This is a genomic window from Cupriavidus sp. HE11 (assembly GCF_056097175.1).
Genome location: NZ_CP184465.1, coordinates 636211 through 658981, shown reverse-complemented (window position 1 = coordinate 658981; position 22771 = coordinate 636211). Strand labels below are relative to the sequence as shown.

General features: G+C 66.4%; 19 protein-coding genes and 1 pseudogene. 14 read left to right on the top strand and 6 right to left on the bottom strand.

Annotation, left to right across the window (positions count from 1 at the left end):
* Positions 1–26: 26 nt before the first annotated feature.
* Positions 27–938, bottom strand: coding sequence for an ATP-dependent Clp protease proteolytic subunit (locus tag ACOABP_RS20430; RefSeq protein ID WP_474230464.1), 912 nt, complete (start codon positions 936–938; stop codon positions 27–29).
* 219 nt (positions 939–1157) lie between these two features.
* On the opposite strand from ACOABP_RS20430, the gene ACOABP_RS20425 reads away from it, so the two are divergent.
* Positions 1158–1838: a hypothetical protein gene (locus ACOABP_RS20425; RefSeq protein ID WP_474229864.1), complete on the top strand. Its 681-nt coding sequence runs from the start codon at positions 1158–1160 to the stop codon at positions 1836–1838.
* A gap of 150 nt (positions 1839–1988) precedes the next feature.
* Entirely contained in the window at positions 1989–3722 is a 1734-nt protein-coding gene (locus tag ACOABP_RS20420) for a cation:proton antiporter domain-containing protein (RefSeq protein WP_474229863.1), read from the top strand.
* Between the two features lie 21 nt (positions 3723–3743).
* Here ACOABP_RS20420 and ACOABP_RS20415 read toward each other — a convergent pair whose 3' ends face one another.
* Together ACOABP_RS20415 and pdxR are read right to left on the bottom strand one after the other, a co-directional pair.
* Positions 3744–4763, bottom strand: coding sequence for a hypothetical protein (locus ACOABP_RS20415; protein WP_474229862.1), 1020 nt, complete (start codon positions 4761–4763; stop codon positions 3744–3746).
* A gap of 104 nt (positions 4764–4867) precedes the next feature.
* Complete coding sequence (gene pdxR, locus ACOABP_RS20410; protein WP_474229861.1) at positions 4868–6379, bottom strand: MocR-like pyridoxine biosynthesis transcription factor PdxR; 1512 nt, start codon at positions 6377–6379, stop codon at positions 4868–4870.
* Between the two features lie 140 nt (positions 6380–6519).
* Between pdxR and ACOABP_RS20405 the strand changes: the two genes are divergently transcribed.
* The 11 genes from ACOABP_RS20405 (at position 6520) to ACOABP_RS20355 (ending at position 19102) form a co-directional block, all read left to right on the top strand.
* The gene (locus ACOABP_RS20405) at positions 6520–7785 is read left to right on the top strand and encodes a 4-aminobutyrate--2-oxoglutarate transaminase (protein ID WP_474229859.1); all 1266 of its coding nucleotides are present in this window, start codon (positions 6520–6522) and stop codon (positions 7783–7785) included.
* Positions 7786–8080: 295 nt separating this feature from the next.
* Positions 8081–9058 carry a Bug family tripartite tricarboxylate transporter substrate binding protein gene (locus ACOABP_RS20400; RefSeq protein ID WP_474229858.1) on the top strand — a complete coding sequence of 326 codons (978 nt, stop codon included), beginning with the start codon at positions 8081–8083 and terminating at the stop codon, positions 9056–9058.
* Between the two features lie 68 nt (positions 9059–9126).
* Positions 9127–10716 (top strand): gamma-glutamyltransferase family protein, encoded by a 1590-nt coding sequence (locus ACOABP_RS20395; RefSeq protein WP_474229857.1) that lies wholly within the window; start codon positions 9127–9129, stop codon positions 10714–10716.
* A gap of 197 nt (positions 10717–10913) precedes the next feature.
* Positions 10914–12353, top strand: coding sequence for an FAD-dependent tricarballylate dehydrogenase TcuA (tcuA, locus tag ACOABP_RS20390; RefSeq protein WP_474229856.1), 1440 nt, complete (start codon positions 10914–10916; stop codon positions 12351–12353).
* Complete coding sequence (gene tcuB, locus ACOABP_RS20385) at positions 12340–13512, top strand: tricarballylate utilization 4Fe-4S protein TcuB (RefSeq protein WP_474229855.1); 1173 nt, start codon at positions 12340–12342, stop codon at positions 13510–13512. Before tcuA ends, tcuB begins: the two co-directional genes overlap by 14 nt.
* Before the next feature lie 47 nt (positions 13513–13559).
* On the top strand, positions 13560–14348 hold the full coding sequence (locus ACOABP_RS20380; protein ID WP_474229853.1) for a class II aldolase/adducin family protein: 789 nt from the start codon (positions 13560–13562) through the stop codon (positions 14346–14348).
* Between the two features lie 218 nt (positions 14349–14566).
* Positions 14567–15541 (top strand): Bug family tripartite tricarboxylate transporter substrate binding protein, encoded by a 975-nt coding sequence (locus ACOABP_RS20375; RefSeq protein WP_474229851.1) that lies wholly within the window; start codon positions 14567–14569, stop codon positions 15539–15541.
* Positions 15542–15577: 36 nt separating this feature from the next.
* On the top strand, positions 15578–16468 hold the full coding sequence (locus ACOABP_RS20370; protein ID WP_474229850.1) for an amidohydrolase family protein: 891 nt from the start codon (positions 15578–15580) through the stop codon (positions 16466–16468).
* A gap of 55 nt (positions 16469–16523) precedes the next feature.
* Positions 16524–17519, top strand: a complete 996-nt coding sequence (locus ACOABP_RS20365) for a Bug family tripartite tricarboxylate transporter substrate binding protein (protein ID WP_474229848.1) — start codon at positions 16524–16526, stop codon at positions 17517–17519.
* 8 nt (positions 17520–17527) lie between these two features.
* Complete coding sequence (locus tag ACOABP_RS20360) at positions 17528–18532, top strand: D-2-hydroxyacid dehydrogenase (protein ID WP_474229847.1); 1005 nt, start codon at positions 17528–17530, stop codon at positions 18530–18532.
* 186 nt (positions 18533–18718) lie between these two features.
* Positions 18719–19102 (top strand): response regulator, encoded by a 384-nt coding sequence (locus ACOABP_RS20355; protein WP_474229846.1) that lies wholly within the window; start codon positions 18719–18721, stop codon positions 19100–19102.
* 23 nt (positions 19103–19125) lie between these two features.
* Here the strand turns inward: ACOABP_RS20355 and ACOABP_RS20350 are convergent, their stop codons facing one another.
* Positions 19126–19767 (bottom strand): HD domain-containing protein, encoded by a 642-nt coding sequence (locus ACOABP_RS20350; RefSeq protein WP_474229844.1) that lies wholly within the window; start codon positions 19765–19767, stop codon positions 19126–19128.
* A gap of 131 nt (positions 19768–19898) precedes the next feature.
* Here ACOABP_RS20350 and ACOABP_RS20345 point away from each other — a divergent pair, with 131 nt between their 5' ends.
* A complete protein-coding gene (locus tag ACOABP_RS20345; RefSeq protein WP_474229842.1) occupies positions 19899–20885 on the top strand; it encodes a GlxA family transcriptional regulator in 987 nt (328 codons plus the stop codon).
* 20 nt (positions 20886–20905) lie between these two features.
* Here the strand turns inward: ACOABP_RS20345 and lpdA are convergent, their stop codons facing one another.
* Positions 20906–22321, bottom strand: coding sequence for a dihydrolipoyl dehydrogenase (gene lpdA / locus ACOABP_RS20340; RefSeq protein ID WP_474230463.1), 1416 nt, complete (start codon positions 22319–22321; stop codon positions 20906–20908).
* 222 nt (positions 22322–22543) lie between these two features.
* A pseudogene (locus ACOABP_RS20335) lies at positions 22544–22711 on the bottom strand (biotin/lipoyl-containing protein); the annotation flags it as partial.
* Between the last annotated feature and the right edge of the window lie 60 nt (positions 22712–22771).

Genomic DNA, 22771 nt, shown 5'->3' with positions numbered 1-22771 from the left:
CCCACCAGCGCCCGATTACGCGGCGCCTACGCCCGTTTCAGCGCCTCGATCCGGCTGCGATAGGCGCGCTGCAGGCAGCTCTTGTCGCTGCACCGGTTGCGTTCGTCGCGCATCCAGGCGCGCTGGTCGTCCTTGATGCGCGTCTTGTTGGCGGTGGACGCAAGCTTGCGGCCGTACAGATCGGCAAGCTCCTTGTCGGCGCGCGCCAGATCGGCATCGCCGCATACCAGTTGCGACGCCATGGACGTGAGCCGGCTGCAATCGAAGCTGCGCGTCAGCGCCGCGTGGGTGTCGGTCCTGTTTTCGATGCGCCCCGGCTTGCAGAGTCCTTGCAGCGACCGGCATACCGCGTTGCGGCCCACCCAGGCCATGTCATGCGCGCCATGGTCCGCCACGAAGCGGTTGATGGCGGCATGGGTGACGCCCCGCTGCATGGCGTTCGCCGCGACGATTTCGTTGCACAGGGAATCTGACAGCAGCGCAGTGCCCTGGCGCTTGTAGCAACTATGGAACCCCAGCAGTCCGGATCCCAGGATGCTGCGGCGTTCTCCCGAGGCAAAGATGATCGACGCGCATGCCGAAGCGCACCGGGCACCGTCCGGCACCACGGTGTAGACACGAACCTTGTCCATGGTGTCCACGAGCCGGAAGGCAGCCTCCACGTTGCCGCCCGGGCTGTCCAGGATCAGCGTGACCAGGCCTTCGTCGTCGCGGTCGGCGATCCTGGCCACCGCCTGGAACTTGCCGGCGTCACCATCCTCGATGCGACCCTCGCCAATCACCATCCTGCGATTCAGCTCGGGCTGGTGGTAGATGCGGAATTCCATGGCTGGCGCGCTGGCTGGGTACAGGCCCCCGCTGGCGAGCATCAGGGCTGCCAACGCGCGCTGGAACAGGGAGAGCCCCGCTTGCCCGGCCCGACCATCGGCAGATCGCATTGCCACCTCGCTTTTCTTGCAGATATGCAAAAATGTCACGGATCAACCGATATAGTGTTGCCAGTGGCACACATAAGAAAAGTGGGAGTATTCAAATTCTTTCGCAAGGCCCGACGCGGCCCGGCCGAAGCCAGGCCGGCGCCGGCGCCGACGGCTGCGCCGCCTGCACTGTATGTTCAGGATACAACCAGTTCCTATGAGCGCGTATTCAATCGCGTGATGGAGAGCGTGGTTGGCATCTCCCATGCCGACGCCGCCGAGATCCTTGCCATCGTCAAGCGCAGTGGTTCCGACGGCCTGAACATGGCCGGCTATTTCGAGCAGGTGTATTCGGGGTATTTCAGGGGGCGCGAGTGGACCTGGACCGAGTACGACGACTGGGCGGCGCTTTTCACCGAGATGGGCGCCTTCCCGTCGCACTGGACCGACATCGACCAGCCCCAGAAGGCCAAGACCCGGACCGAGGAACTGCTGGGCCAGCGTGTAGGGGATATCCGCGCGTTCCTGGATGCCCAGCGTGTCGAGTATTCGCCGCGCACCGGCAAGGTGCAACTGGTTGCGCTGGTGGAGCACACCGCCGGCCTGGAAGACTCCGCACTGTGGCAGGCGGTGCTGGCAAGACGCCGCCACGATGCAGAGCTGGCAGTCGAGCGCCGGCCCCGGCTGCTCTATGACCTGCTGATGCGGACCATCGCCTATCGCGCCAAGAGTGAGCGCGATGTGGAACGCGCCAAGGCTGCCGGCGTCAAACGCTTCGACCTGATGCTTGATATCGAGGCTGACCGTCCGTTTGTGGAGGTGGCGCGCAAGAAAAGCCCTTCGTCGGTGCCGCCTTTCTATCCCAACGACTTCACGTTGCTGCGGCCGATCATCGAGAACGGCGAACCTGGCGCCCGGTAGCCCGACCGCGCCAATACCCCCGTGGCGGCCTTGCCGTGCCCCAGGGGCGGGTCACGCATGCCAGGCAAACGCTCGCGATGCGATGCCGGCATGGCAGTTACAATTCGTGGACGCCCCTTTGCCGCAGACCTCCCCAGACGCCCCAGACCCATGGATCACAACCTGACCCTCATCACCACGCTCGCCGCAGGCTTTGGTATCGCGCTTGTGCTCGGATTCCTCGCGGAGCGCATGAAGATACCGGCGCTGGTCGGCTACCTCGTGTCGGGCATCATCATTGGTCCCGGCACGCCCGGCTTTGTCGCGGACGTCCATCTGGCTGCCCAGCTTTCCGAGATCGGCGTGATGCTGCTGATGTTCGGCGTGGGGCTGCATTTCTCGTTGAGCGATCTGCTGGCCGTCAAGCGCATCGCCATACCCGGCGCGGTGGTGCAGATGGGGATCGCCACGTTGCTGGGCATGGCCATCGGCTGGGGCTGGGGCTGGCACTGGGGCACCGGGCTGATCTTCGGGCTGTCGCTGTCTTGCGCCAGTACGGTGGTGCTGCTGAAGGCGCTGGAAAGCCGGGGCGTGCTCGAAACCATGAATGGCCGTATCGCGGTGGGCTGGCTGGTGGTGGAGGATCTGGCGACAGTGCTGGTGCTCGTGTTGCTGCCGCCGCTGGCCGGGCTGCTGGGCGGGACCGTGAATGCGGAAGCACAGGCGTCGCAGTCGATCGGCATGACGGTGTTCCAGACGCTGCTGCAAGTGGTGGCCTTTATCGCGCTGATGCTGATTGCAGGGCGTCGGGTGCTACCGTGGTTGCTGTGGCAGGTCGCCAAGACCGGCTCGCGCGAGCTGTTCACGCTGGCCGTGGTGGCGGTGGCAATCGGCATTGCTTTCGGTGCGGCCGAGATCTTCAGCGTGTCGTTTGCGCTCGGCGCCTTCTTTGCCGGCATGGTGATGCGTGAATCGCAGTTCAGTCATCGCGCGGCCGAAGAATCGCTGCCGCTGCGCGATGCATTCTCGGTGCTGTTCTTCGTTTCCGTCGGCATGCTGTTCAAGCCGGAGATCCTGGTGGAGCAGCCGCTGCACGTGCTGGCGGTGGTGGCCGTGATCGTGGTGGGCAAGTCGCTGGCCGCGTTCGCGCTGGTGCTGGCGTTCCGCTACCCGCTCAATACGGCGCTGACGGTGTCGGCCAGCCTGGCGCAGATTGGCGAGTTCTCGTTCATCCTGGCCGGGCTCGGTGTGACGCTCGGCCTGTTGCCGGCAGAGGGCATGAGCCTGATCCTGGCCGGCGCGCTGATCTCCATCGCCCTGAATCCGTTGCTGTTCGCGGCGCTGGAGCCGGTGCGGCGCTGGATCCTGGCGCGTTCGGCAATTGCGCGCAACCTCGAACAGCGTGGCGATCCGTATGCCGAACTGCCTGTCACCACCGAGCGCAAGTATCTGCAGGGCCAGGTGGTGCTGGTCGGTTACGGGCGCGTCGGGCGCCGGATCGCCAAGGCGATGCAGGAGCGCGGCATTCCGTTCGTGATTGCCGACGAGAACCGCGAACTGGTGGAAGGACTGCGCAAGGCCGGCTTTGCGGCGGTGTCCGGCAATGCGGCCGATCCGGCCGTGCTGATCCAGGCGCATATCGCCCATGCCGCGATGCTGGTTGTGGCCGTGCCCGAGCCGTTGTACGTGCGGCAGATGGTGGAGACCGCCCGGACGCTCAATCCGCATGTCGAGGTGGTCTTGCGCACCCATAGCGAGGACGAATCGAAGCTGCTGCGCAAGGAAGGGCTCGGCACCGTGTTCTATGGCGAAGAGGAACTTGCCAAGGGCATGTCAGGCCACGTGCTGGGGCGCTTCGTGCCCGAGACCGTCAATGACGCCAGCGCCAGCCCGGTGGCGCTGTAGCGGCTATTGGTTGCGGGGCCTTCAGAGATAGCGTTCCGCTTCGTCCAGCAGGGCGCGCTGCGACACCATGTCGCCACGTGCGAAGTTGACCAGCGTGAACGCGCGCACCAGCGGCGGATCGCCCGGCACATGGGCGGTCAGCAGTTCGATGTCGCTGGCGGGTGTCGTGCTGTCCGGCTCCAGCAGCACATTCGTGGCGCTCAGGCGCAGCGGGCGATGTGCGATCGAAAACCGGGCAGGCGCGTCCGCAAGCGTTTCGGTCAGGCACTCCAGCTGCCGCTCCAGCGCGCCAGCCGCAGCAGGCAACTGGGCGAGTGCCTGTTCGTTGCTGGCAATCTGCTCGCGCAGTGACGCGGCCTCGGCCGTGCTGACCGGCGTATCGCCGCCCACCACAGACCGCATCCCGGTGCCCTGACGCTCGAACAGTCGCAGCCGCGCTTCCAGCAGGGTCTGCTCGCGGTCCAGTTCGTCACGGCGCGACTTGCCTGCCGTAAACAGGGCCAGGGATTCCAGCGCCAGTTGATCGAACATCCGGCGCACGATCTCGTCGCGCAGGGTGGCATCCGAATCGGCGATGATCGTCACACGGTGCTCGCCGAAGCTGATATTGGTCTGCGGCACCTCCGATCGCATCACATCGCCTTCCAGCGCCACCCCCAGCGTGCGCCGCTCGGTCATGGTCATGCCGAGCACGGCGGCGGCCGCCTGCGTGGCGGGCGATGCCGCAAAGAAGTCGCGCAGTTCGGGCGATCGGCTGAAGGTCAGCGCCACATCGTGCGGGGTGCCGAAAAACGCGTGGATATAGGGATCGATACCCCATGCATGGTCGCTGGCGTCGCGCGCGGCGGGCACGTCGTGGACCAGCGTGCGCACGTGAGTCAGGGCTTGGGCCAGGGCCGGTCGCAACTGGCGCTCATAGTGCGATACCAGCCGCAGCCGGGGATTGAGGCGGGTGACGCGCTCCGCGAGTTCCGCAAGTGCGTGCCTGTCGTGTTCGTCCGCGTGCGTGGCTCGCTCGCGCATCCATCCGATCAGCCCCATCGCTCTGCTCCCCAGGGTAGTGTCCGCTTGTGTCCGGCGGGCGGACGGCATCCGCCAAGGTATTGCCACTGGATTGTAGGCAATTGCCGTGGATGCGGGCCGGCTTAAGTACCCGTCAGCCGGTTGCGGCCTGGCAGACAGCCCAGCAGCACATCGAAGGCCGGGCCGATATGTTCCTCGGGCACGCAGGCGTAGCCCAGCAGCAGGCCCTTCTGGACGGATTGCCCCAGGTAATAGCGCGACAGCGGGCGAACGATGATGCCCCGCTCGCGTGCCGTGGCTGCGACGGCAACGTCATCCGCGTCGTCGGGCAGCCGCAATATCAGATGAAGGCCCGCATTGCTGCCCTGGCGGTTCAGGGCGGCGGGGCCCAGGTAACGCTCGATCAGGTCGGCCAGCATCGCGCGGCGCCGGGCGTAGAGCGGGCGCATGCGCCGGATATGCGCGGCATAGTCGCCGGCCTGCATGAACTCGGCCACCGTCGCCTGCGTCATCAGGTGGCCGGCGCGATACAGGTCGGCGTGCGCGGTCTGGAACGACGCGGCCAGGGCGCGGGGCAGGACCAGGTAACCCATGCGCAGCCCCGGATACAGCGTCTTGCTGAACGTGCCGATGTAGATCACCGGGGCATCGGGCTCCATCCCCTGCAGCGACGGGATGGGCTGTCCGGAAAAGCGGAACTCGCTGTCGTAGTCGTCCTCGACGATCCAGCTGCCATGCTGCCGCGCGAACTCCAGCAGCGCGCGACGGCGCTTCAGGCTCATGACCGCGCCCATCGGATACTGGTGCGAGGGTGTCACGAAGACAAAGCGCGGCGGGGGAGCGTCGCCAATCGCATCGGTGTCCGGCAGGGTCAGTCCGTCGCCGTCCACGGGCATTGGCACCATGCCGATATCGCCTACCTGCAGCACGCTGCGGATACCCCAGTAGCCGGGCTCTTCCACCCAGGCCTGGTCACCGGGCGAGCCCAGCAGGCGAACCACCAGGTCGATGGCCTGATGGATGCCCTCGGTGATCAGCACCTGCCCGGCGTCGCAGCGCACCGAGCGCGCCACGCGCAAGTGCGTTGCCACGGCTTCGCGCAACGCCGGCAAACCGCCGCCATGGCTGTAGCTGAGCCATTCCGGCTGGGGATTGCGCCACAGGCGTGCCGAGATTTGGGAGTAGCGCCGATGTGGAAATCGGCGCAGATCCGGCACGCCGGGCATGAAGGCACCCCACTGCGTGGGCGATGCCGAGGCATTCTCGATCAGCCGGCGGCCGCGTGCGGACAGACCCGGCATCTCGCGCGGGCCGGCCTCCGCCACCGTGGCGGCGGTCGCGTTGAGGTAGCTCTCGGGCGCAGTATCGGCCACAAACGTGCCGCTGCCAGTGCGGGCGCGCAGATAGCCCTCGGCCAGCAACTGTTCGTACGCGAACATCACCGTATTGCGCGACAGGCCCAGTTCCGCCGCCAGGTCGCGCTGGGGTGGCAGTCGGGTGGCCGGTGCCAGGCTGCCATCGAGAATGGCCCCGCGAATGCACTCGTAAAGCCCCCGGTTCAGCGGCTTGCCAAACGCCGCAAGGCCGTCGGGCCCCAGGCGCTGGAGTAGCAGGTCACCGCAGATCGATTTCAATTGGCACCATTGAATTTATGAAAGTGGCGCTGGATTGTAGGGCCAAATGTGATTGAAATGTACGGAATCGCTGCGCAGTGCCGGCTGAACCCCCGGTGCGGCCACTGCCGGTGCCGACCTGCCCCCTTCGCTTTCCGACCATGAAAAACATCGAACTGAATCAACGCCGCAGCCTTGCCACGCCCCGCGGCGTGGGCGTGATGTGCGACTTCTACGCCGAGCGCGCCGAGAACGCGACGCTGTGGGACGTAGAGGGCCGCGCCTACACGGACTTTGCGGCCGGCATTGCCGTGCTGAACACCGGGCACCGGCATCCCCGCGTGATGCAGGCCGTGGCCGCCCAGCTGGAACGATTCACCCATACGGCATACCAGGTGGTGCCGTACCTGAGCTATGTGTCACTGGCCGAGCGCATCAACGCGCTGGTGCCGATCACCGGGCTCAACAAGACCGCGCTGTTCACCACCGGTGCGGAAGCCGTGGAAAACGCCATCAAGATCGCGCGTGCCCATACGGGCCGGCCCGGCGTCATCGCATTTGCCGGTGGCTTCCACGGCCGCACGCTGCTGGGTATGGCGCTGACCGGCAAGGTGGTGCCGTACAAGGTGGGCTTCGGGCCGTTCCCGTCGGACATCTATCACGCGCCGTTCCCGGGCGCGCTGAATGGCGTGAGCACGGAACAGGCGCTGCAGGCGCTGGAAATGTTGTTCAAGACCGATATCGATCCGCAACGTGTGGCCGCCATCATCGTGGAGCCGGTGCAGGGCGAGGGTGGCTTCCAGCCGGCACCTGCCGATTTCATGCGCGGCCTGCGCGCGGTCTGCGACCGCCACGGCATCGTGCTGATTGCAGACGAGGTGCAGACTGGCTTCGGCCGTACCGGCAAGCTGTTTGCCATGTCGCACCACGACGTACAGCCCGACCTGATCACGATGGCCAAGAGCCTGGCTGGCGGCATGCCGCTGTCCGCCGTGTGCGGCCGCGCGGAGATCATGGACGCGCCGCTGCCGGGCGGGCTCGGTGGCACGTACGCGGGCAATCCGCTAGCCGTGGCCGCTGCCCATGCAGTGATCGACACCATCGAGGACGAGCAGTTGTGCGAGCGCGCCGCGCAACTGGGCGCGCAGCTGCAGGCGCACCTTGAAGCGTTGCGTGCGCAGTGCCCGGCGATGGCCGAGGTGCGTGGCCTCGGTTCGATGATCGCTGCCGAGTTTGTCGACCCCGCCACCGGCGCACCGAGTGCCGAGCATGCCAAGCGCGTGCAGATGCGCGCGATGGAGGCGGGCCTGATCCTGCTGACGTGCGGCACCTACGGCAACGTGATCCGTTTCCTGTATCCGCTGACGATTCCGCAGGCGCAGTTCGATGCGGCACTGGTCGTGCTGTCCAGCGCGCTGGTCGGCTGAAGCTGAAGCCACGGGCCCAGGGGCCTGTGGCGAAAAAAAAGAACAAGCCATCCAGAGAGAGCGCCGGGCACATCAATAGTGCCTTGGCACCAGGAGACAACACCAGCCCGCAGGCGCATCGGAAATGCTAACCAATCCGGTGCGCCACGCACGCAAACTTCATCGAACTGAAGGGGGCGGACGGGGCTCGTGTCAACGATGCAGCGATGCCAGTGGCACGCAAATTGCGGAAGGAACGGCGGCATCCGGTGCATTCACACGGATGACCATCGTTCGAATCAATGAGGGTACAGACATGCGTTTCACATCTTTCCGAGCACTACTTTCCGTCGGCCTGATCGCGGCGTCGTCCATGGCGCTGGCGCAGGGCGCGCGCGACTGGCCCACGCAGCCAGTGCGCATCGTGGTGCCATTCCAGGCCGGTTCGGCCACCGACCTGATCACGCGGCAACTCGGCGCCGGACTTGCCAAGGAGTACGGCCAGAGCTTCGTGGTGGAAAACCGGCCCGGCGCGGCGGCGATGATCGGCAGCGAGGTCGCGGCCCGTGCGTCGGGCGACGGCTATACGCTGCTGATGTCGGGGCCGGCGTCGATGGTGACCAACCGCTTTCTGTACAAGAAGCTGAGCTACGATCCGGACGCGTTCGAAAAGGTTGCCGTGGTGGCCATCACCCCGAATATCCTGCTGTCGAATCCGTCGCTGCCGTTCAAGACGCTGCCCGAGATGGTGGCCTACGCGAAGGCCAACCCCGGCAAGCTGTCGTACGCATCGTTCGGCACGGGCACGACGTCGCATATCGCCGGCGAGATGCTCAAGGCGGTCGCCGGCATCGACATCGTCCACGTGCCGTACAAGGGCGCAGGCGAGGCGATTCCTGCGCTGCTGTCGGGTCAGGTGTCGATGTACTTCGACACCATCATGACCGGCCTGCCGTATGTGAAGGCGGGCAAGCTGCGTGCGCTGGGCATGTCCACGGCAAAGCGTTCGCCGCAGGCGCCTGAAATCCCCACTATCGCAGAGCAGGGCTTCGCGGGCTACGATATCGCACCGTGGTACGGTATCGTGGCGCCCAAGGGTACGCCGGCCGACGTGGTGGTCAAGCTCAACACGTCGATCAACAAGCTGCTGGCTACGCCTGACTTCCGCGAGAAGCTGGCCGTGACCGGTGCCGAACCGCGTGGCGGCAGCGTCAACGACTTCACGGCGATGATCAACGCGGAGATCCCGCGCACCGAGAAGCTCGTGAAGCAGTCGGGCGTCGCCCTGCAATAAGATTCCGCAGCAAACCTCGTGGCGCTGCCTGCCGGCGCCATGTTCTTACTTCCTTACCTGTTCCGCCCATGTTGCCTTTCGATTGGTCCTTCCCGTATCCGTCCCAGAAGATGCCGCTGCTGGCCTCCAACGCCGTCAGCACCAGCCAGCCGCTGGCCGCGCAGGCCGGCCTGCGCATGCTCTACGAAGGTGGCAACGCCATCGACAGCGCCATTGCCACGGCCATTGCGCTGACGGTGGTGGAGCCCGTCATGAACGGCATCGGCGGCGACATGTTCACGCTGGTATGGCACGAAGGGCAGCTCTACGGCCTGAATTCCAGCGGCCGGGCACCGGCGGCTTGGACGCTCGATTACTTCGCCGGGCGTGACCGCATGCCGTCGGTGGGCTGGGACACCGTGACGGTGCCAGGCCAGGTGGCGGGCTGGAAGGCGTTGTCGGCGCGGTTCGGCAAGCTGCCGTTCGCGCGGTTGTTTGCGCCGGCCATCGAATATGCGGAGCAGGGCTTCATGGTGTCGCCGCAGATCGCGCGGCAATGGGCTGCACAGGTGCCGGTGCTGCGTGAGCAGCCCGGCTTTGCCAAGGCCTTCATGCCCAATGGCCGCGCGCCGCAGGCCGGTGAGCGCTGGCGCTTTCCCGAGCAGGCCGCCACGCTGCGCAAGATTGCCGAGAGCGATGGCGAAAGCTTCTACCGGGGCGAACTGGCAGAGCGCATCGTGGCGTTTGCGCAGGAAACCGGCGGCGCGCTGCGTGCCGGCGACCTGGCGGCGCACCAGCCGGCCTGGGTCGAGCCGATGAAGCAGGACTTTCGAGGCTACACGCTGCATGAGATCCCGCCTAACGGGCAAGGCATCGCGGCACTGATCGGCCTGGGCATCCTGGACCGCTTCGACCTGGAAAGCATGGGCGTGGACAGCGCCGACTTCTATCACGTCGGCATCGAGGCCATGAAACTGGCCTTTGCCGACCTGCACCGCCATGTGTCGGACCCGACGACGATGCAGCACGCGCCCGCGTCGTTCCTGGACCCGGCCTACCTGGCCGAGCGCGCTGCGCTGATCGACCTCAAGCGCGCGGGCACGCCGTCGGCCGGGATGCCGAAGGTCGGCGGCACCGTGTACCTGACGGCGGCTGACGCTGGGGGCTCGATGGTGTCGTTCATCCAGTCGAACTATCGCGGGTTTGGCTCGGGCGTGGTGGTGCCGGGCACGGGCATTTCGCTGCACAACCGCGGCGAGGGCTTCAACCTGAAACCGGGTCACGCCAATTGCGTAGCGCCGGGCAAGCAGCCGATGCACACGATCATTCCGGGTTTTGTCACGCGCAACGGGGCGCCGGTCATGTCGTTCGGCGTGATGGGCGGGTCGATGCAGGCGCAAGGTCACGTCCAGATGATGGCCCGGCTGGCCGCGTTCGGCCAGAACCCCCAGGCCATGAGCGACGCGCCACGCTTTCGGGTGGAGCACGGGCCGGTGGTCAACGTCGAAAGCCATCTGCCGGCCGATGTGGTGGCGGTGCTGCGCGAACGCGGCCATCGGGTTGAAGTGGCGCCGCACGACAGCCTGGAATTCGGTTCGGCCCAGCTGATCTACAAGGCCGAGCATGGCTATATCGCCGCATCGGACTCGCGGCGCGACGGGCAGGCCGTGGGATTCTGAGCATCGGGGGATGGGCGGGGTGGCGCGGCGGCCGGGGATGCCGGCTGCCGGCTGGGCATCACAAATCGTGATACCCCCATGCCGGACAAGGGCTTAGCAGCATTCCGCCCTGCGGATAGAGTCACGGACAGACTCACGAAGGCATTGATAGCCGTGTCCATCCCCACTCACAATCCCCGCAAGCAGGGCGTCCGCGCATGATCGACGTCCTGGTAATCGGTGGCGGCAACGCCGCCCTCTGTGCCGCATTGATGGCCCGCGAGGCCGGCGCCAGCGTCATGCTGCTGGAAGCCGCGCCGCGCGAATGGCGCGGCGGCAACTCATCCCACACCCGCAACCTGCGCTGCATGCACGACGCGCCGCAGGACGTGCTGGTCGACGCCTATCCCGAAGAGGAATACTGGCAGGACCTGCTGAAGGTCACTGGCGGCCTGACCGACGAGAAGCTGGCCCGGCTGGCCATCCGCGCGTCGTCCACCTGCCGTGACTGGATGCGCAGCCACGGCGTGCATTTCCAGCCGCCGCTGTCCGGCGCGCTGCATGTGGCGCGCACCAACGCGTTCTTCATGGGCGGCGGCAAGGCGCTGGTCAATGCGTACTTCCGCAGCGCCGAACGCCTGGGTGTGCAGATCCGCTACAACGCGCCGGTCGACGCCATCGAGCTCGACGGCAGCCGTTTCGTGGCGGCACGCATCGGCAGTGAGCGGATCGAGGCCCGCGCCTGCGTGCTGGCGGCCGGCGGTTTCGAATCGAACCGCGAATGGCTGCGCGAGGCGTGGGGCCAGAACGAGCGCGGCGAATGGCCCGCAGACAACTTCCTGATCCGCGGTACGCGCTTCAACATGGGCGTGCTGCTCAAGCACATGATTGCCCAGGGTGCCGACGCCATCGGCGATCCGTCGCAGTCGCACTGCGTGGCGATCGACGCGCGGGCGCCGCTCTATGACGGTGGCATCTGCACGCGTATCGACTGCGTGTCGCTGGGTGTGGTGCTCAACGCCCACGCCGAGCGCTTCTACGACGAGGGCGAGGACTTCTGGCCCAAGCGCTACGCGATCTGGGGGCGCCTGGTGGCCCAGCAGCCGCAGCAGATCGGCTATTCGATCATCGACGCCAAGGCCGTGGGCCGCTTCATGCCACCGGTATTCCCGGGCGTGAAGGCCGACACGCTGCCCGAACTGGCGCGCAAGCTGGGCCTGGACGAAGCCACGTTCATGCGCACCATCAACGATTACAACGCCGCCTGCCGCGTGGGCAAGTTCGACCACACGTCGCTGGACGACTGCCATACCGAGGGCGTGACGCCCGCCAAGACCCACTGGGCCCGCCCGATCGACACCGCGCCGTTCTTTGGCTACGCGCTGCGTCCCGGCATCACCTTCACCTACCTGGGACTGAAGGTGAACGAGGAATCGGCCGTGCATTTCGATGGGAAGCCCAGCCAGAACCTGTTCGTGGCAGGCGAGATGATGGCCGGCAACGTGCTGGGCAAGGGCTATACGGCCGGCGTGGGCATGGCTATCGGCACGGCATTCGGCCGCATCGCCGGCACCCAGGCGGCCAGGGCTGCCAAGTCGGGCGGCCAGGCTGGCGCGGCAACTCAGGCATCACGGGAAAAGGAATATGCAACATCTTGAAGCGCTGACGCGCGAGGCGGCGGCGCTTGCCAATGGTGCGCTGCCCTTGACCACCGACGAGGCCGAAGTGGCCCGCACGCTGCAGATCTGCAACGCCTGCCGCTATTGCGAAGGCTTCTGCGCGGTGTTCCCGGCCATGACGCGCCGGCTGGAATTTCCCAAGGCGGATATCCACTACCTGGCAAATCTGTGCCACAACTGCGGTGCCTGCTACCACGCGTGCCAGTACGCACCGCCGCACGAGTTTGCGGTGAACATTCCGCAGGCGATGGCCAAGGTCCGCGTGCAGACGTATGGCGACTATGCCTTCCCGGCGGCGCTGGGCGGCCTGTACCGGCGTGCGGGCATGACGATGGCGCTGGCACTGGCCGGCGGCCTGGCGCTGTTCCTGCTGATGGTGCTGGCGATGCGCGGCACGCTCTGGCACGAGCCGCTGGCGGGCAACTTCTACGCGATCTTCCCGCACAACCTGCTGGCGGCCATGTTCGGCGCCGTCTTCCTGTTCGCCTGCGGCGCGCTGGGCATCGGCGTGACGCGGTTCTGGCGCCAGGTGACGCCGGGCATGCGCAGTGGTGACGAGCGCGGCGCGGCCACGGGCGGGGCGGTACACGATGCGTTGAAGCTGAAGTACCTGGATGGCGGGCACGGGCAGGGCTGCAACAACGACGACGATGCATTCACGCTGCTGCGCCGCCGCTTTCATCACTTCACGTTCTACGGTTTCATGCTGTGCTTTGCGGCAACCGCCGTCGCCACGCTGTATCACTATCTGCTGGACCTGCACGCGCCGTACCCGGTCACGAGCCTGCCGGTGCTGCTGGGCATCGCCGGTGGCATCGGCCTGCTGATCGGCCCGGCCGGCCTGCTGTGGCTGAACCTGAAGCGCGACGAGCGCACGATGGACACGAAGCAGAAGCCGATGGACCGCGGCTTTATCGCGCTGCTGTTCCTGACCAGCGCAAGCGGCCTGGCGCTGCTGGCGTTCCGCGATACCGGTGCGATGGCGTCGCTGCTGGCCGTTCACCTGGGCATCGTGATGGCGCTGTTCCTGACGCTGCCTTACGGCAAGTTCGCGCACGGCATCTTCCGTAGCGCGGCGCTGCTCAAGTTCCATATCGAAAAACGCCGGCCCAGCGATCTCGCGCTGGGCTCGGACTGAACCGAATCCACTGAATCCAGATACCGAATCCACCAAGGAGACACATCATGACGAAACCCGGTGTGCTGAACATCCCGTCGATGCGCGGCCAGTGCAGCGAGGCGGAATGGCAGGCGCGCGTGGACCTGGCCGCCTGCTACCGGCTGGTCGAGCTCTATGGCATGGCCGACATGATGGCCAACCACATCTCCGTGCGCGTGCCGGACGAGGAAGACGCGTTCCTGATCAACCCGTACGGCATGATGTACGAGGAGATCACGGCATCGTGCCTGATCAAGGTGGACCACGCCGGCAAGATCCTGTCGACGCCCGACTTCGGCCCGCTGAACTATGGCGTCAACAAGGCCGGCTACGTGATCCACAGCGCCGTGCACCACGCACGCCCCGAGGTGGCCTGCGTGATCCACACGCATAGCTGGGCATCGATGGCCGTGTCGTCGCTGGCATGCGGGCTGCTGCCGATCACCCAGACCGCCATGCGTTTCCTGAAGATCGGCTACCACGACTACCAGGGCGTGGTGCTGGACACCGCCGAGCAGGAATCGCTGATTGCCGATCTGGGCCGTGGCGAGGCGCTGATCCTGCGCAACCACGGCGCGCTGACCGTGGGCAATTCGGTGGGCGAGGCGTTCAACTGGATGCACCGGCTGGAGCTGGCCTGCCGCTCGCAGGTGGCTGCCATGTCGTGCAATACGCCGCTGCAGCAGGTATCGCCCGAAGTGCTGGAGGAGACCTGGAACAACTACCAGCCCGGCACGCGTCGTCCCTACGGCCTGATGGAATGGCCGGCGCTGCTGCGCAAGCTCGACCGTCTGGACCCGGGCTACCGGGACTGATGGACCAACGGCGCAGACCGTTGGCCGCTGTTTGGTGTCGCCTCTCTCCCGCGTGGCGGGAGAGAGCCGGGGGAGGGCAAGTCTTTCAAATCGAGGCGCGTGGCAAGCAGAACCTCAAGCCCTCTCCCCCAACCCTTCTCCCGTGCGCGTGAGAGGGGAGCAAGTCCAGAAAAGCAAATACCGAAGAAAGCCCCCGCTTGGCAGGTTGGAGTAGACAAATGAACCGCAGAACCATGCTGGCGCAGATTCTTGCGCTTGGCGCCGCCCCCTATGTGCTCAGCGCTCGCGCGCAGCCGCTTTCAAACAAGCCCGTGACGCTGATCGTGCCGTTTGCCCCCGGCGGCAACCTCGATGTGGTGGCGCGCGCCATTGCCCCGGCGCTGGAACAGAACCTTGGCCGCAACGTCATCGTCGACAACCGTCCAGGCGCGGGCGGCGTGATCGGTGCATCGGCGGTGGCGCGTGCGGAGCCCGATGGCTCCACGCTGCTGGTGACCACGCCCAACGCGGTGGTGGTGCTGCCCAGGATGACGCGCACCAATTTCAAGCTGGCGAGCTTCAGCCCGGTGGGCCTGATGTCCACCACGTCGCTGGTCGTCGTCGTGAAGGGCGGCGATGCACGTTTCAAGGACGTCGAGGCGCTGCTGGCCTATGCGCGTGCCAATCCGGGCAAGCTGGCTGCGGGTCATGCCGGTCCCGGTACGACCAACCACATGGCGCTGCTGCAACTCGAAGATGCCGCCAGGATCCGGCTCAACCAGGTGCCATACAAGGGCTCGGCCCCTGCGCTGGTCGACCTGATGGGCGGCCAGATCGACATGGTGGTTGACCAGTTGACCAGTTCCGCGCCGCATATCCAGTCTGGCGCGTTGCGCGCGCTGGCGGTGATGTCGCGCGACCGCGATGCCACGCTGCCGAAGGTGCCCACGCTGCGCGAAGCGGGCCTGGCCAACTTCGAGGCCACCACCGCCACCGGCCTGCTGGCGCCGGCAGGCACTCCGGCCGCAGTGGTCGACACGATCAATACCGCGCTGCGCAAGGCCCTGGCCGAAGGCAGCGTCAAGAGCCGGCTGCAGAACGTGGGCAGTGTGGCGCAGGCTTCGTCGCCCCAGGAACTGCTGGCGTCGCTGCAGAAGGAAGATGCCCGCGCCCAGGCGCTGGCCACGGCCGGCCGGCTCAAGGCCGCCGAGTAACCACGCCCCACGGCATCTGAACAAGCGAAAGAACCCATGACACGCCCCTGCCTGCCACCGCTGGCATCGATCACGCCGCCGTCGTTCCGCGCACCTGCCGGTGCCTGCGACAGCCATGCCCACGTGTTCGGGCCGTATGGCCGTCATCCGCTGGCCGATGACCGCAGCTATACGCCAGCCGAGCATCCGGCCGAAGCATTCATCGCCCATCTGGACGAACTGGGCCTGACGCGCGGCGTGCTGGTGACGGCCAGCGCCAGCGGCACCGACAACAGCGTGGTGATCGATGCCCTGCGCCAGTACCCCAAGCGACTGCGCGGCATTGCCGTGCCGGCCGCCGACACCACCGATGCGCAGCTCGATGCCTGGCATGACGCCGGCGTGCGTGGCGTGCGCTTCAACCTGTACCAGATCGGCGGCCACGCGGTGTACCGCAACGGCGTGGGCATCGACGTGCTGGAAGCACTGGCGCCGCGCCTCAAGGCACGCGGCTGGCACGCGCAGATCTGGATCCATGCCCCCGATCTGGTGGAACTGGGGCCACGCCTGAAGGCACTGGCGCTGCCGCTGGTGATCGACCACATGGGCCGCATGGCCACGTCGCGTGGCGTGGGCGATGCGGGATTCCAGGCGCTGTGCGCGCTGCTGGCCGAAGGCGTGGCCTGGACCAAGATATCGGGCGCCGACCGCCTGCAGCCAGCCGGTTCGCCATACCGCGAGGTCGATCCGTTTGTGGCGGCGCTGCTGGCGGCCAATCCGGAGCAGATCGTCTGGGGCTCGGACTGGCCCCATATCAACTATTTCGATCCGGCGCAGATGCCCGACGACGGCGAGCTGTTCAACCTGCTCGCCCGCTGGATTCCCGGCGAGGCCGACCGCCACCGTGTGCTGGTGGCGAACCCGGCCCGGCTATACGACTTTGGGTGACGGTACCGAAGCGATGAAGACACCACAACTACAACGACTGGAACGGAGACTACGCATGAACCCGACAACACCCCTGAATACCTTCTGGCACACCCCCGCCAGGCTGCTGGCCTGCGCGCTGACCGCCGGCCTGACGCTGGCAGCGCCGGCCCGCGCCGACGACTATCCGGCCAAGCCCGTGCGCGTGGTGGTGGCCTTCACGGCCGGTGGTACCACCGACATGCTGGCGCGCAGCGTCAGCCAGCAACTGGCCCAGCGCTTCAAGCAGTCGTTCGTGGTGGATAACCGGCCCGGTGCCGGCGGCAATATTGGCACCGAGTACGTGGTGCGCTCGCCTGCCGACGGCTATACGATGCTGGTCAACTCCGTGGGGCCGATCTCGATCAACCAGACGCTGTACAAGAAGCTCAACTACGATCCGCTGACCGATCTGGTGCCGGTGGTGCAGATCGCCGACGTGCCGAACGTGCTGGTGGTGCATCCGTCGCTGCCGGTGAAGTCGTTCGAGGAGTTCGTGGCGTACGCCAAGGCCAATCCGGGCAAGCTGAATTACAGCTCGACGGGCGTGGGCACGTCGTCGCACCTGTCGGGCTTCATGCTGACCGAGCGGATGGGCACGCAGGCCACGCATATTCCGTACAAGGGTGCCGATGCGCTGAACGACCTGCTGTCCGGACGCGTGCAGTTCATGTTCGCAACCATCCCGTCGGTGATGCCGCATATCCAGGCCGGCAAGCTGTGTGCGCTGGCGGTGTCCAGCGCCAGGCGCTCGCGTTCGCTGCCGGATCTGCCCACGGTGGCCGAAAAGGGCTTCCCGGGCTTCGAAGCCGGATCGTGGTTCGGCTTCTTCGCACCCAAAGGCACGCCGCAGGACGTGATCACCAAGGTCAACCAGGCCGTCAACGAGGCGCTGCCGTCGCTGCAGGCGCAGATGATCCGCGAAGGGGCCGACCCGGTGGGCGGATCGCCGAAGCAGTTCGGTGATTTCACGCGCAAGGAATACGTCAAGTGGAAGGCCGTGGTGAAAGCCTCCGGCGCCACGGTGGATTGAGTTACGCCATGCCATCTGAAGCCCTGCGTATCCTGCTGTCCGCCGCCGCGTTGCAGTCGCACCGCGCGGCCATCGACACGGCCATGGCGGCCACCGGCGCCAGCTGGCAGCCGGTGGTCGTGCCCCAGGTGGATGACCCGCGCACCATGGATGCCGACGTGGCCTTTGTGTCGCGCGACGTGACCGGTCTTTCCACCAAGCACGAAATCCTGCCTGCCACGCAACGCTTCTATACGGCGATGCTCGATGCGCCGTCGCTGCGCTGGACCCATACGCATTCGGCAGGCGCCGATCGCGCGATCTTCGCGCAGTTGCGCCAGCGCGGCGTGACCGTCACCACGTCTTCGGGCGCGAACGCCGGGGTCGTGGCCCAGACGGCGCTGGCCGGACTGCTGGCGCTGGCCCGCCATCTGCCGCAACTGATCGACGCGCAACGGGAATCGCGCTGGGCGCCGCTGATCGGCACCGGGCTGCCTCGGGACTTGCAGGGGCAGCGCGCCACCATTGTGGGTTGGGGGCCGATCGGGCAGCAGATCGGCGCGGTGCTGCGGGTGCTGGGACTGACGGTGACGGTGGTCAGGCAGCGGGCTGCGCCGATGGAGCCCGGATTCGACGCGGTCACGTTCGAGCAGTTCGACTCGGTGTTGCCGGATACCGACTGGCTGATCCTGGCCTGTCCGCTGACCGAGCGCACGCGCGGGCTGGTCGATCGCACGGCCTTGCGGCGTTTGCCGGGCGGGGCGCGACTGGTCAACGTGGCACGGGGCGAGGTGGTCGACGAGGCCGCGCTGATCGATGCCTTGCGCGCGGAGCAACTGGGCGGTGCGTACCTGGACGTGTTCGCCCACGAGCCGCTGGTCGCGTCGTCGCCGCTCTGGTCGATGCCGAACGTTATTGCCACACCGCACAGCGCCGGCTTTTCGGATGGCAATGCCGCACGTGTGGTCGACATCTTCCTGGACAATCTACGACGCTGGTCAGGGGGAGAGACCCTCAAGAACCGGGTGGACTGATCGATTTCAGACGCGTCTGCATGGTATTGCGGAAATTTCCGCAACCTGCGCGGCGGGAACGCATTGACAATAGGTCATCGCATGTTTCGAACCGCCATGACCATGCCCTTTACCGCTGTTTCCACATCGACGGCTGCTCCCGCGTCATCCGCGTCATCCGCGTCTTCCGCATCCGCCTTGTCGCCAATGCCGCGCATCGTCGTTGCCGAAGACAATCCTGTATGCCTGCTGGTACTCGTTGAACAGTTGCGCGCCATTGGCGGATGCGAGGTCGTGGCCTGCGAAGACAGCCAAGGTGCCTGGGCGGTGCTGCAGGATGGCGCCGCCTTGTTGCTGACCGATGTTGGCCTGCCCGGAATGGGCGGCCTGGGCCTGGCGCGGGCCATTCGCCAGGCCGAGCTGCAGCGGGGCGCCAGTCGCCTGCCCATTATCGCGGTGACGGCTACCGCCGACAGCAAGACGCGTCGCCGGTGCCGGGCCGCGGGCATCGATCTGGTGCTGGCGAAACCGGTCAGCCGCGAGATGCTGACGTACCTGGTGGACCGGTATGTCAGCCGCCCAGCCGCCTGACCGACGGCTGCGGCAGCAGGGCGTCAGCCCTTCCAGGCCGATGCGCGGATAACGCTGCAAAAATTGCCACGGTGAAAGTGCGGGTTCTTGTCAGCCAGCACATCGGCCTTGACGTTGCCGAAGGTGGTATCGGGCTTGTGCTGGATGCCCTCGTAGAACGCCTGAATGATGTCTTCCTTGAACTGCGGCGTGCGCGGGTGGGCATGCACCACGGCTTCGCGATCGGCGTCGGAAAACGTGTCGTAGCGAATGCCCAGCACATCCATCTCGACGCCGGCCGTCACCAGTGCGATCTCGGGCGCCATGAACTCCGGGATGCCGGGCGTGGTGTGCAGCGCGATGGCCGTCCAGACCTTTTCTACTTCCCGTTCTCCAATGCCACGGCTGCGCAGGAAATCGGCGGCCGCGTTGGCGCCATCGACTTCGAACCGTTTGTCGGGGCTGCTGTGCGAATGGGTCAGACCCATGTCGTGGAACATTGCGCCCGCATACAGCAGTTCGGCGTCGTAGCCAAGCCCACGCTGCAGGCCAGCCAGTGCGGCCCAGTAGTAGACGCGGCTGGAGTGGTGGAAGAGCAGTGGCGACTCGGTGTCGCGCACGAGTTCGGTGATTTCGCGGGCCAGCTGGCTGTCGGGAATGGCGATGTCGCCAATGGTGAAGCGCATGTTTGCTCCTGTCGGGTAGGGTTGCTTCGAGTCTAGGAGCAGCGGTAGTATGTCTTCAATCGTCGTATAGCGACGAATTAAGACATGCCCGGACGATCCGGACGATCCCGGGCCAATTACCTGCTTTCGCCATGCCAGCCACCCGCACCATCGGCCTGTTGGCCATCGAAGGCGTCCAGTTGCTGGACGTCTCCGGCCCGCTCGACGTTTTTGCCGAAGCCAACGTCCAGGCAGGCGCCACGGTCTACCAGATGAAAGTGGTGGCTGTGCGGCGCGCGCCGCTTACGGCGTCTTCGGGCGCCAGGCTCCTGCCTGATATCGTGATCGAGGACGATATGGCGACCGCGTCGCCGTCGCGCTTCCATACGCTGCTGGTGGCCGGAGCGCCCCACGCCGGCAACGCGCCCGCCGATCCCCTGGTGCTTGACTGGATCCGCCGGGCGGCCCCGGCAGCCAGGCGTTATGGGTCCGTCTGCAGCGGTGCTTTCCTGCTCGCGGAGGCCGGGCTGCTCGATGGCCGGCGCGCGACCACGCATTGGGCCGCTGCCGATACGCTGGCGGCACGCTTTCCGAAGGTGGCCGTGGATGCCGATGCGATCCACGTGCGCGATGGCAAGGTGCGCACCGCTGCCGGCGTGACGGCGGGTATGGACCTGGCGCTGGCGCTGGTCGAGGAAGACCTTGGGCGCGATATCGCGCTGAAGGTGTCCAGCCAGTTGGTGATGTTCTTCAAGCGGCCCGGCGGGCAAAGCCAGTTCAGCCGCCGCGAAGCCCCTGCCGCTGCAAACCGTTCGGCCCTTCAGGAACTGCAGCGCTGGGTAGCCGCCCATCCGGCGGCGGCCCACGACGTGCCAAGCCTGGCCGCGCGCATCGGCGTCAGCGCGCGGCACCTGTCACGGCTGTTCCACGAGGAGGTTGGCGTCACACCGGCCAACTGGGTAGAGGCCGCGCGCGTGACCGCCGCGCGGCAACTGCTGGAGGAAGGGAACATCGCCCCCAAGCAGGCCGCAGCCGAGTGCGGCTTTTCCAGCGTCGACACCCTGCGCCGCGCGTTCCTGCGCGTGGTCGGCGTAACCCCGGCCGAGTATCGCAAGCGCTTTGTGTCGGGGGTGGATTGATCGAATGCTTTTCGGCGCGCCTACATGTTCAACGCCCGCTTCTGCACCGCCAGTGCCGCTTCGCGCATGACTTCCGATAGCGACGGGTGCGGGTGGCAGATCATGCCGATGTCTTCAGACGCGGCCTTGAACTCCATGGCGACAACGCCCTCGGCGATCAGGTCCGAGGCGTTGGCCGCGATGATGTGGACGCCCAGCAGCTCATCGGTCTTTGCGTCGGCGATCATCTTGATGAAGCCGTCGGGGCGGCCCATGCCCATTGCGCGGCCGTTGGCCTGCATCGGGAACTGGCCGGTGCGGTATTCGCGGCCCTCGGCCTTCAGTTGCGCCTCGGTCTTGCCCACCCAGGCAATCTCGGGCTCGGTGTAGATCACCCAGGGAATGCAGTTGTAGTCGATGTGCGGCTTCTGGCCGTCGATGACTTCAGCCACCATCACGCCTTCGTCCTCGGCCTTGTGCGCCAGCATCGGGCCGCGCACCACGTCGCCGATGGCGTAGATGCCGGGCACGGACGTGCGGCAGTTGTCGTCGACGGGGACAAAGCCGCGCGGGTCGGCGGACAGGCCCACGGCATCCAGGCCAAGGTTGTCGGTGTTCGGCACGCGGCCAATCGACACGATCAGACGGTCTGCCTCAAGCTTCTGATCGGCGCCGGCCTGGTCCTTGTAGGCGATGGTCACCCCCTTGGCCCTGGTTTTCACCTCGCCAATATTGACGCCCAGGTGGATGGTCAGTCCCTGCTTCTTGAACAGCTTGGCTGCTTCCCTGGCAATGGCGTCGTCGACGGCGCCCAGGAAGGCGGGCAGGGCTTCGAGAATGGTCACTTCGGCGCCCAGGCGGCGCCAGACCGAGCCCAGTTCCAGCCCGATCACGCCTGCGCCGATCACGGCAAGCTTCTTTGGCACGGAATCGAAGGACAGCGCCCCCTCGTTATCGGACACGATCTTGTTGTCGACCGGCACGCCGGGCAGATGGCGTGCCTTGGAGCCTGTGGCAATGATGACGTTGCGCGCTGTGTAGGGCTTGGCGTCGGTGCCGTCGCTGGCTTCCACGGTAATCACGCCGTCGGCTGCGCGGCCCTTGAACTTGCCGTGGCCCTTGATCCAGGTGACCTTGTTCTTGCGGAACAGGAATTCCACGCCGCCGGTGAACTTGTCGACGATTGCGGCCTTGCGCCGGATCATCTGCGCCAGGTCCAGCGACACGCCCTTGATCTGCACGCCGTGGTCGGCCATGCCGTGCTGCGCGTGCTCGAAGTGTTCGGACGACGCGAGCAGAGCCTTGCTGGGAATGCAGCCCACGTTCAGGCAGGTGCCGCCCAGCCGTGGCTTGCCGGCTTCATCCTTCCATTCCTCGATGCAGGCCACGGTCTTGCCCAGTTGCGCGGCGCGGATGGCGGCGATATAGCCGCCAGGGCCCGAGCCGATCACGATCACGTCAAAGTCAGCCTTGGCCGAGGCGCTGGCGCCGCCACCCGTTGCCGCAGGGGATGCCGCGGCGGCGGCAACCGGGGCAGCGGCCGGTGCGGCAGCAGGGGCCGGCGCCGGGGCAGGTGCGGCTGCCGGTGCGGCGGCGGTGGCCTTGGCGTCGGTGTCCACCACTGCTATCACCTCGTCGGCGTGGACCGTGGCGCCGTCCGGCTTGACGATCTGCGCCAGCACACCGTTGACCGGACAAGGTACCTCCAGCGTGACCTTGTCGGTTTCCAGCTCCACAAGGATTTCGTCGCGCTGGACGGCCTCGCCGGGCTTCTTCTTCCACTGGATCAGCGTGGCTTCCGAGACGGATTCGGACAACTGGGGCACCTTCACTTCGATCGTGGCCATGGTCTTCCTTCGGGTTTTCGTGTGGCGAAAGCTTCCAGTCTAGGAGAGCACGCTGGCAGT

What these genes read in the sequence shown, in the direction of transcription:
- tcuB (WP_474229855.1), top strand. Translation starts at nt 12,340, where the DNA reads ATGCAACATCTTGAAGCGCTGACGCGCGAGGCGGCGGCGCTTGCCAAT.
- ACOABP_RS20395 (WP_474229857.1), top strand. Translation starts at nt 9,127, where the DNA reads ATGTTGCCTTTCGATTGGTCCTTCCCGTATCCGTCCCAGAAGATGCCG.
- tcuA (WP_474229856.1), top strand. Translation starts at nt 10,914, where the DNA reads ATGATCGACGTCCTGGTAATCGGTGGCGGCAACGCCGCCCTCTGTGCC.
- ACOABP_RS20375 (WP_474229851.1), top strand. Translation starts at nt 14,567, where the DNA reads ATGAACCGCAGAACCATGCTGGCGCAGATTCTTGCGCTTGGCGCCGCC.
- ACOABP_RS20405 (WP_474229859.1), top strand. Translation starts at nt 6,520, where the DNA reads ATGAAAAACATCGAACTGAATCAACGCCGCAGCCTTGCCACGCCCCGC.
- ACOABP_RS20400 (WP_474229858.1), top strand. Translation starts at nt 8,081, where the DNA reads ATGCGTTTCACATCTTTCCGAGCACTACTTTCCGTCGGCCTGATCGCG.
- ACOABP_RS20425 (WP_474229864.1), top strand. Translation starts at nt 1,158, where the DNA reads ATGGAGAGCGTGGTTGGCATCTCCCATGCCGACGCCGCCGAGATCCTT.
- ACOABP_RS20415 (WP_474229862.1), bottom strand. Translation starts at nt 4,763, where the DNA reads ATGGGGCTGATCGGATGGATGCGCGAGCGAGCCACGCACGCGGACGAA.
- ACOABP_RS20350 (WP_474229844.1), bottom strand. Translation starts at nt 19,767, where the DNA reads ATGCGCTTCACCATTGGCGACATCGCCATTCCCGACAGCCAGCTGGCC.
- ACOABP_RS20420 (WP_474229863.1), top strand. Translation starts at nt 1,989, where the DNA reads ATGGATCACAACCTGACCCTCATCACCACGCTCGCCGCAGGCTTTGGT.
- ACOABP_RS20345 (WP_474229842.1), top strand. Translation starts at nt 19,899, where the DNA reads ATGCCAGCCACCCGCACCATCGGCCTGTTGGCCATCGAAGGCGTCCAG.
- ACOABP_RS20360 (WP_474229847.1), top strand. Translation starts at nt 17,528, where the DNA reads ATGCCATCTGAAGCCCTGCGTATCCTGCTGTCCGCCGCCGCGTTGCAG.
- ACOABP_RS20430 (WP_474230464.1), bottom strand. Translation starts at nt 938, where the DNA reads ATGCGATCTGCCGATGGTCGGGCCGGGCAAGCGGGGCTCTCCCTGTTC.
- ACOABP_RS20380 (WP_474229853.1), top strand. Translation starts at nt 13,560, where the DNA reads ATGACGAAACCCGGTGTGCTGAACATCCCGTCGATGCGCGGCCAGTGC.
- ACOABP_RS20370 (WP_474229850.1), top strand. Translation starts at nt 15,578, where the DNA reads ATGACACGCCCCTGCCTGCCACCGCTGGCATCGATCACGCCGCCGTCG.
- ACOABP_RS20365 (WP_474229848.1), top strand. Translation starts at nt 16,524, where the DNA reads ATGAACCCGACAACACCCCTGAATACCTTCTGGCACACCCCCGCCAGG.
- ACOABP_RS20355 (WP_474229846.1), top strand. Translation starts at nt 18,719, where the DNA reads ATGCCGCGCATCGTCGTTGCCGAAGACAATCCTGTATGCCTGCTGGTA.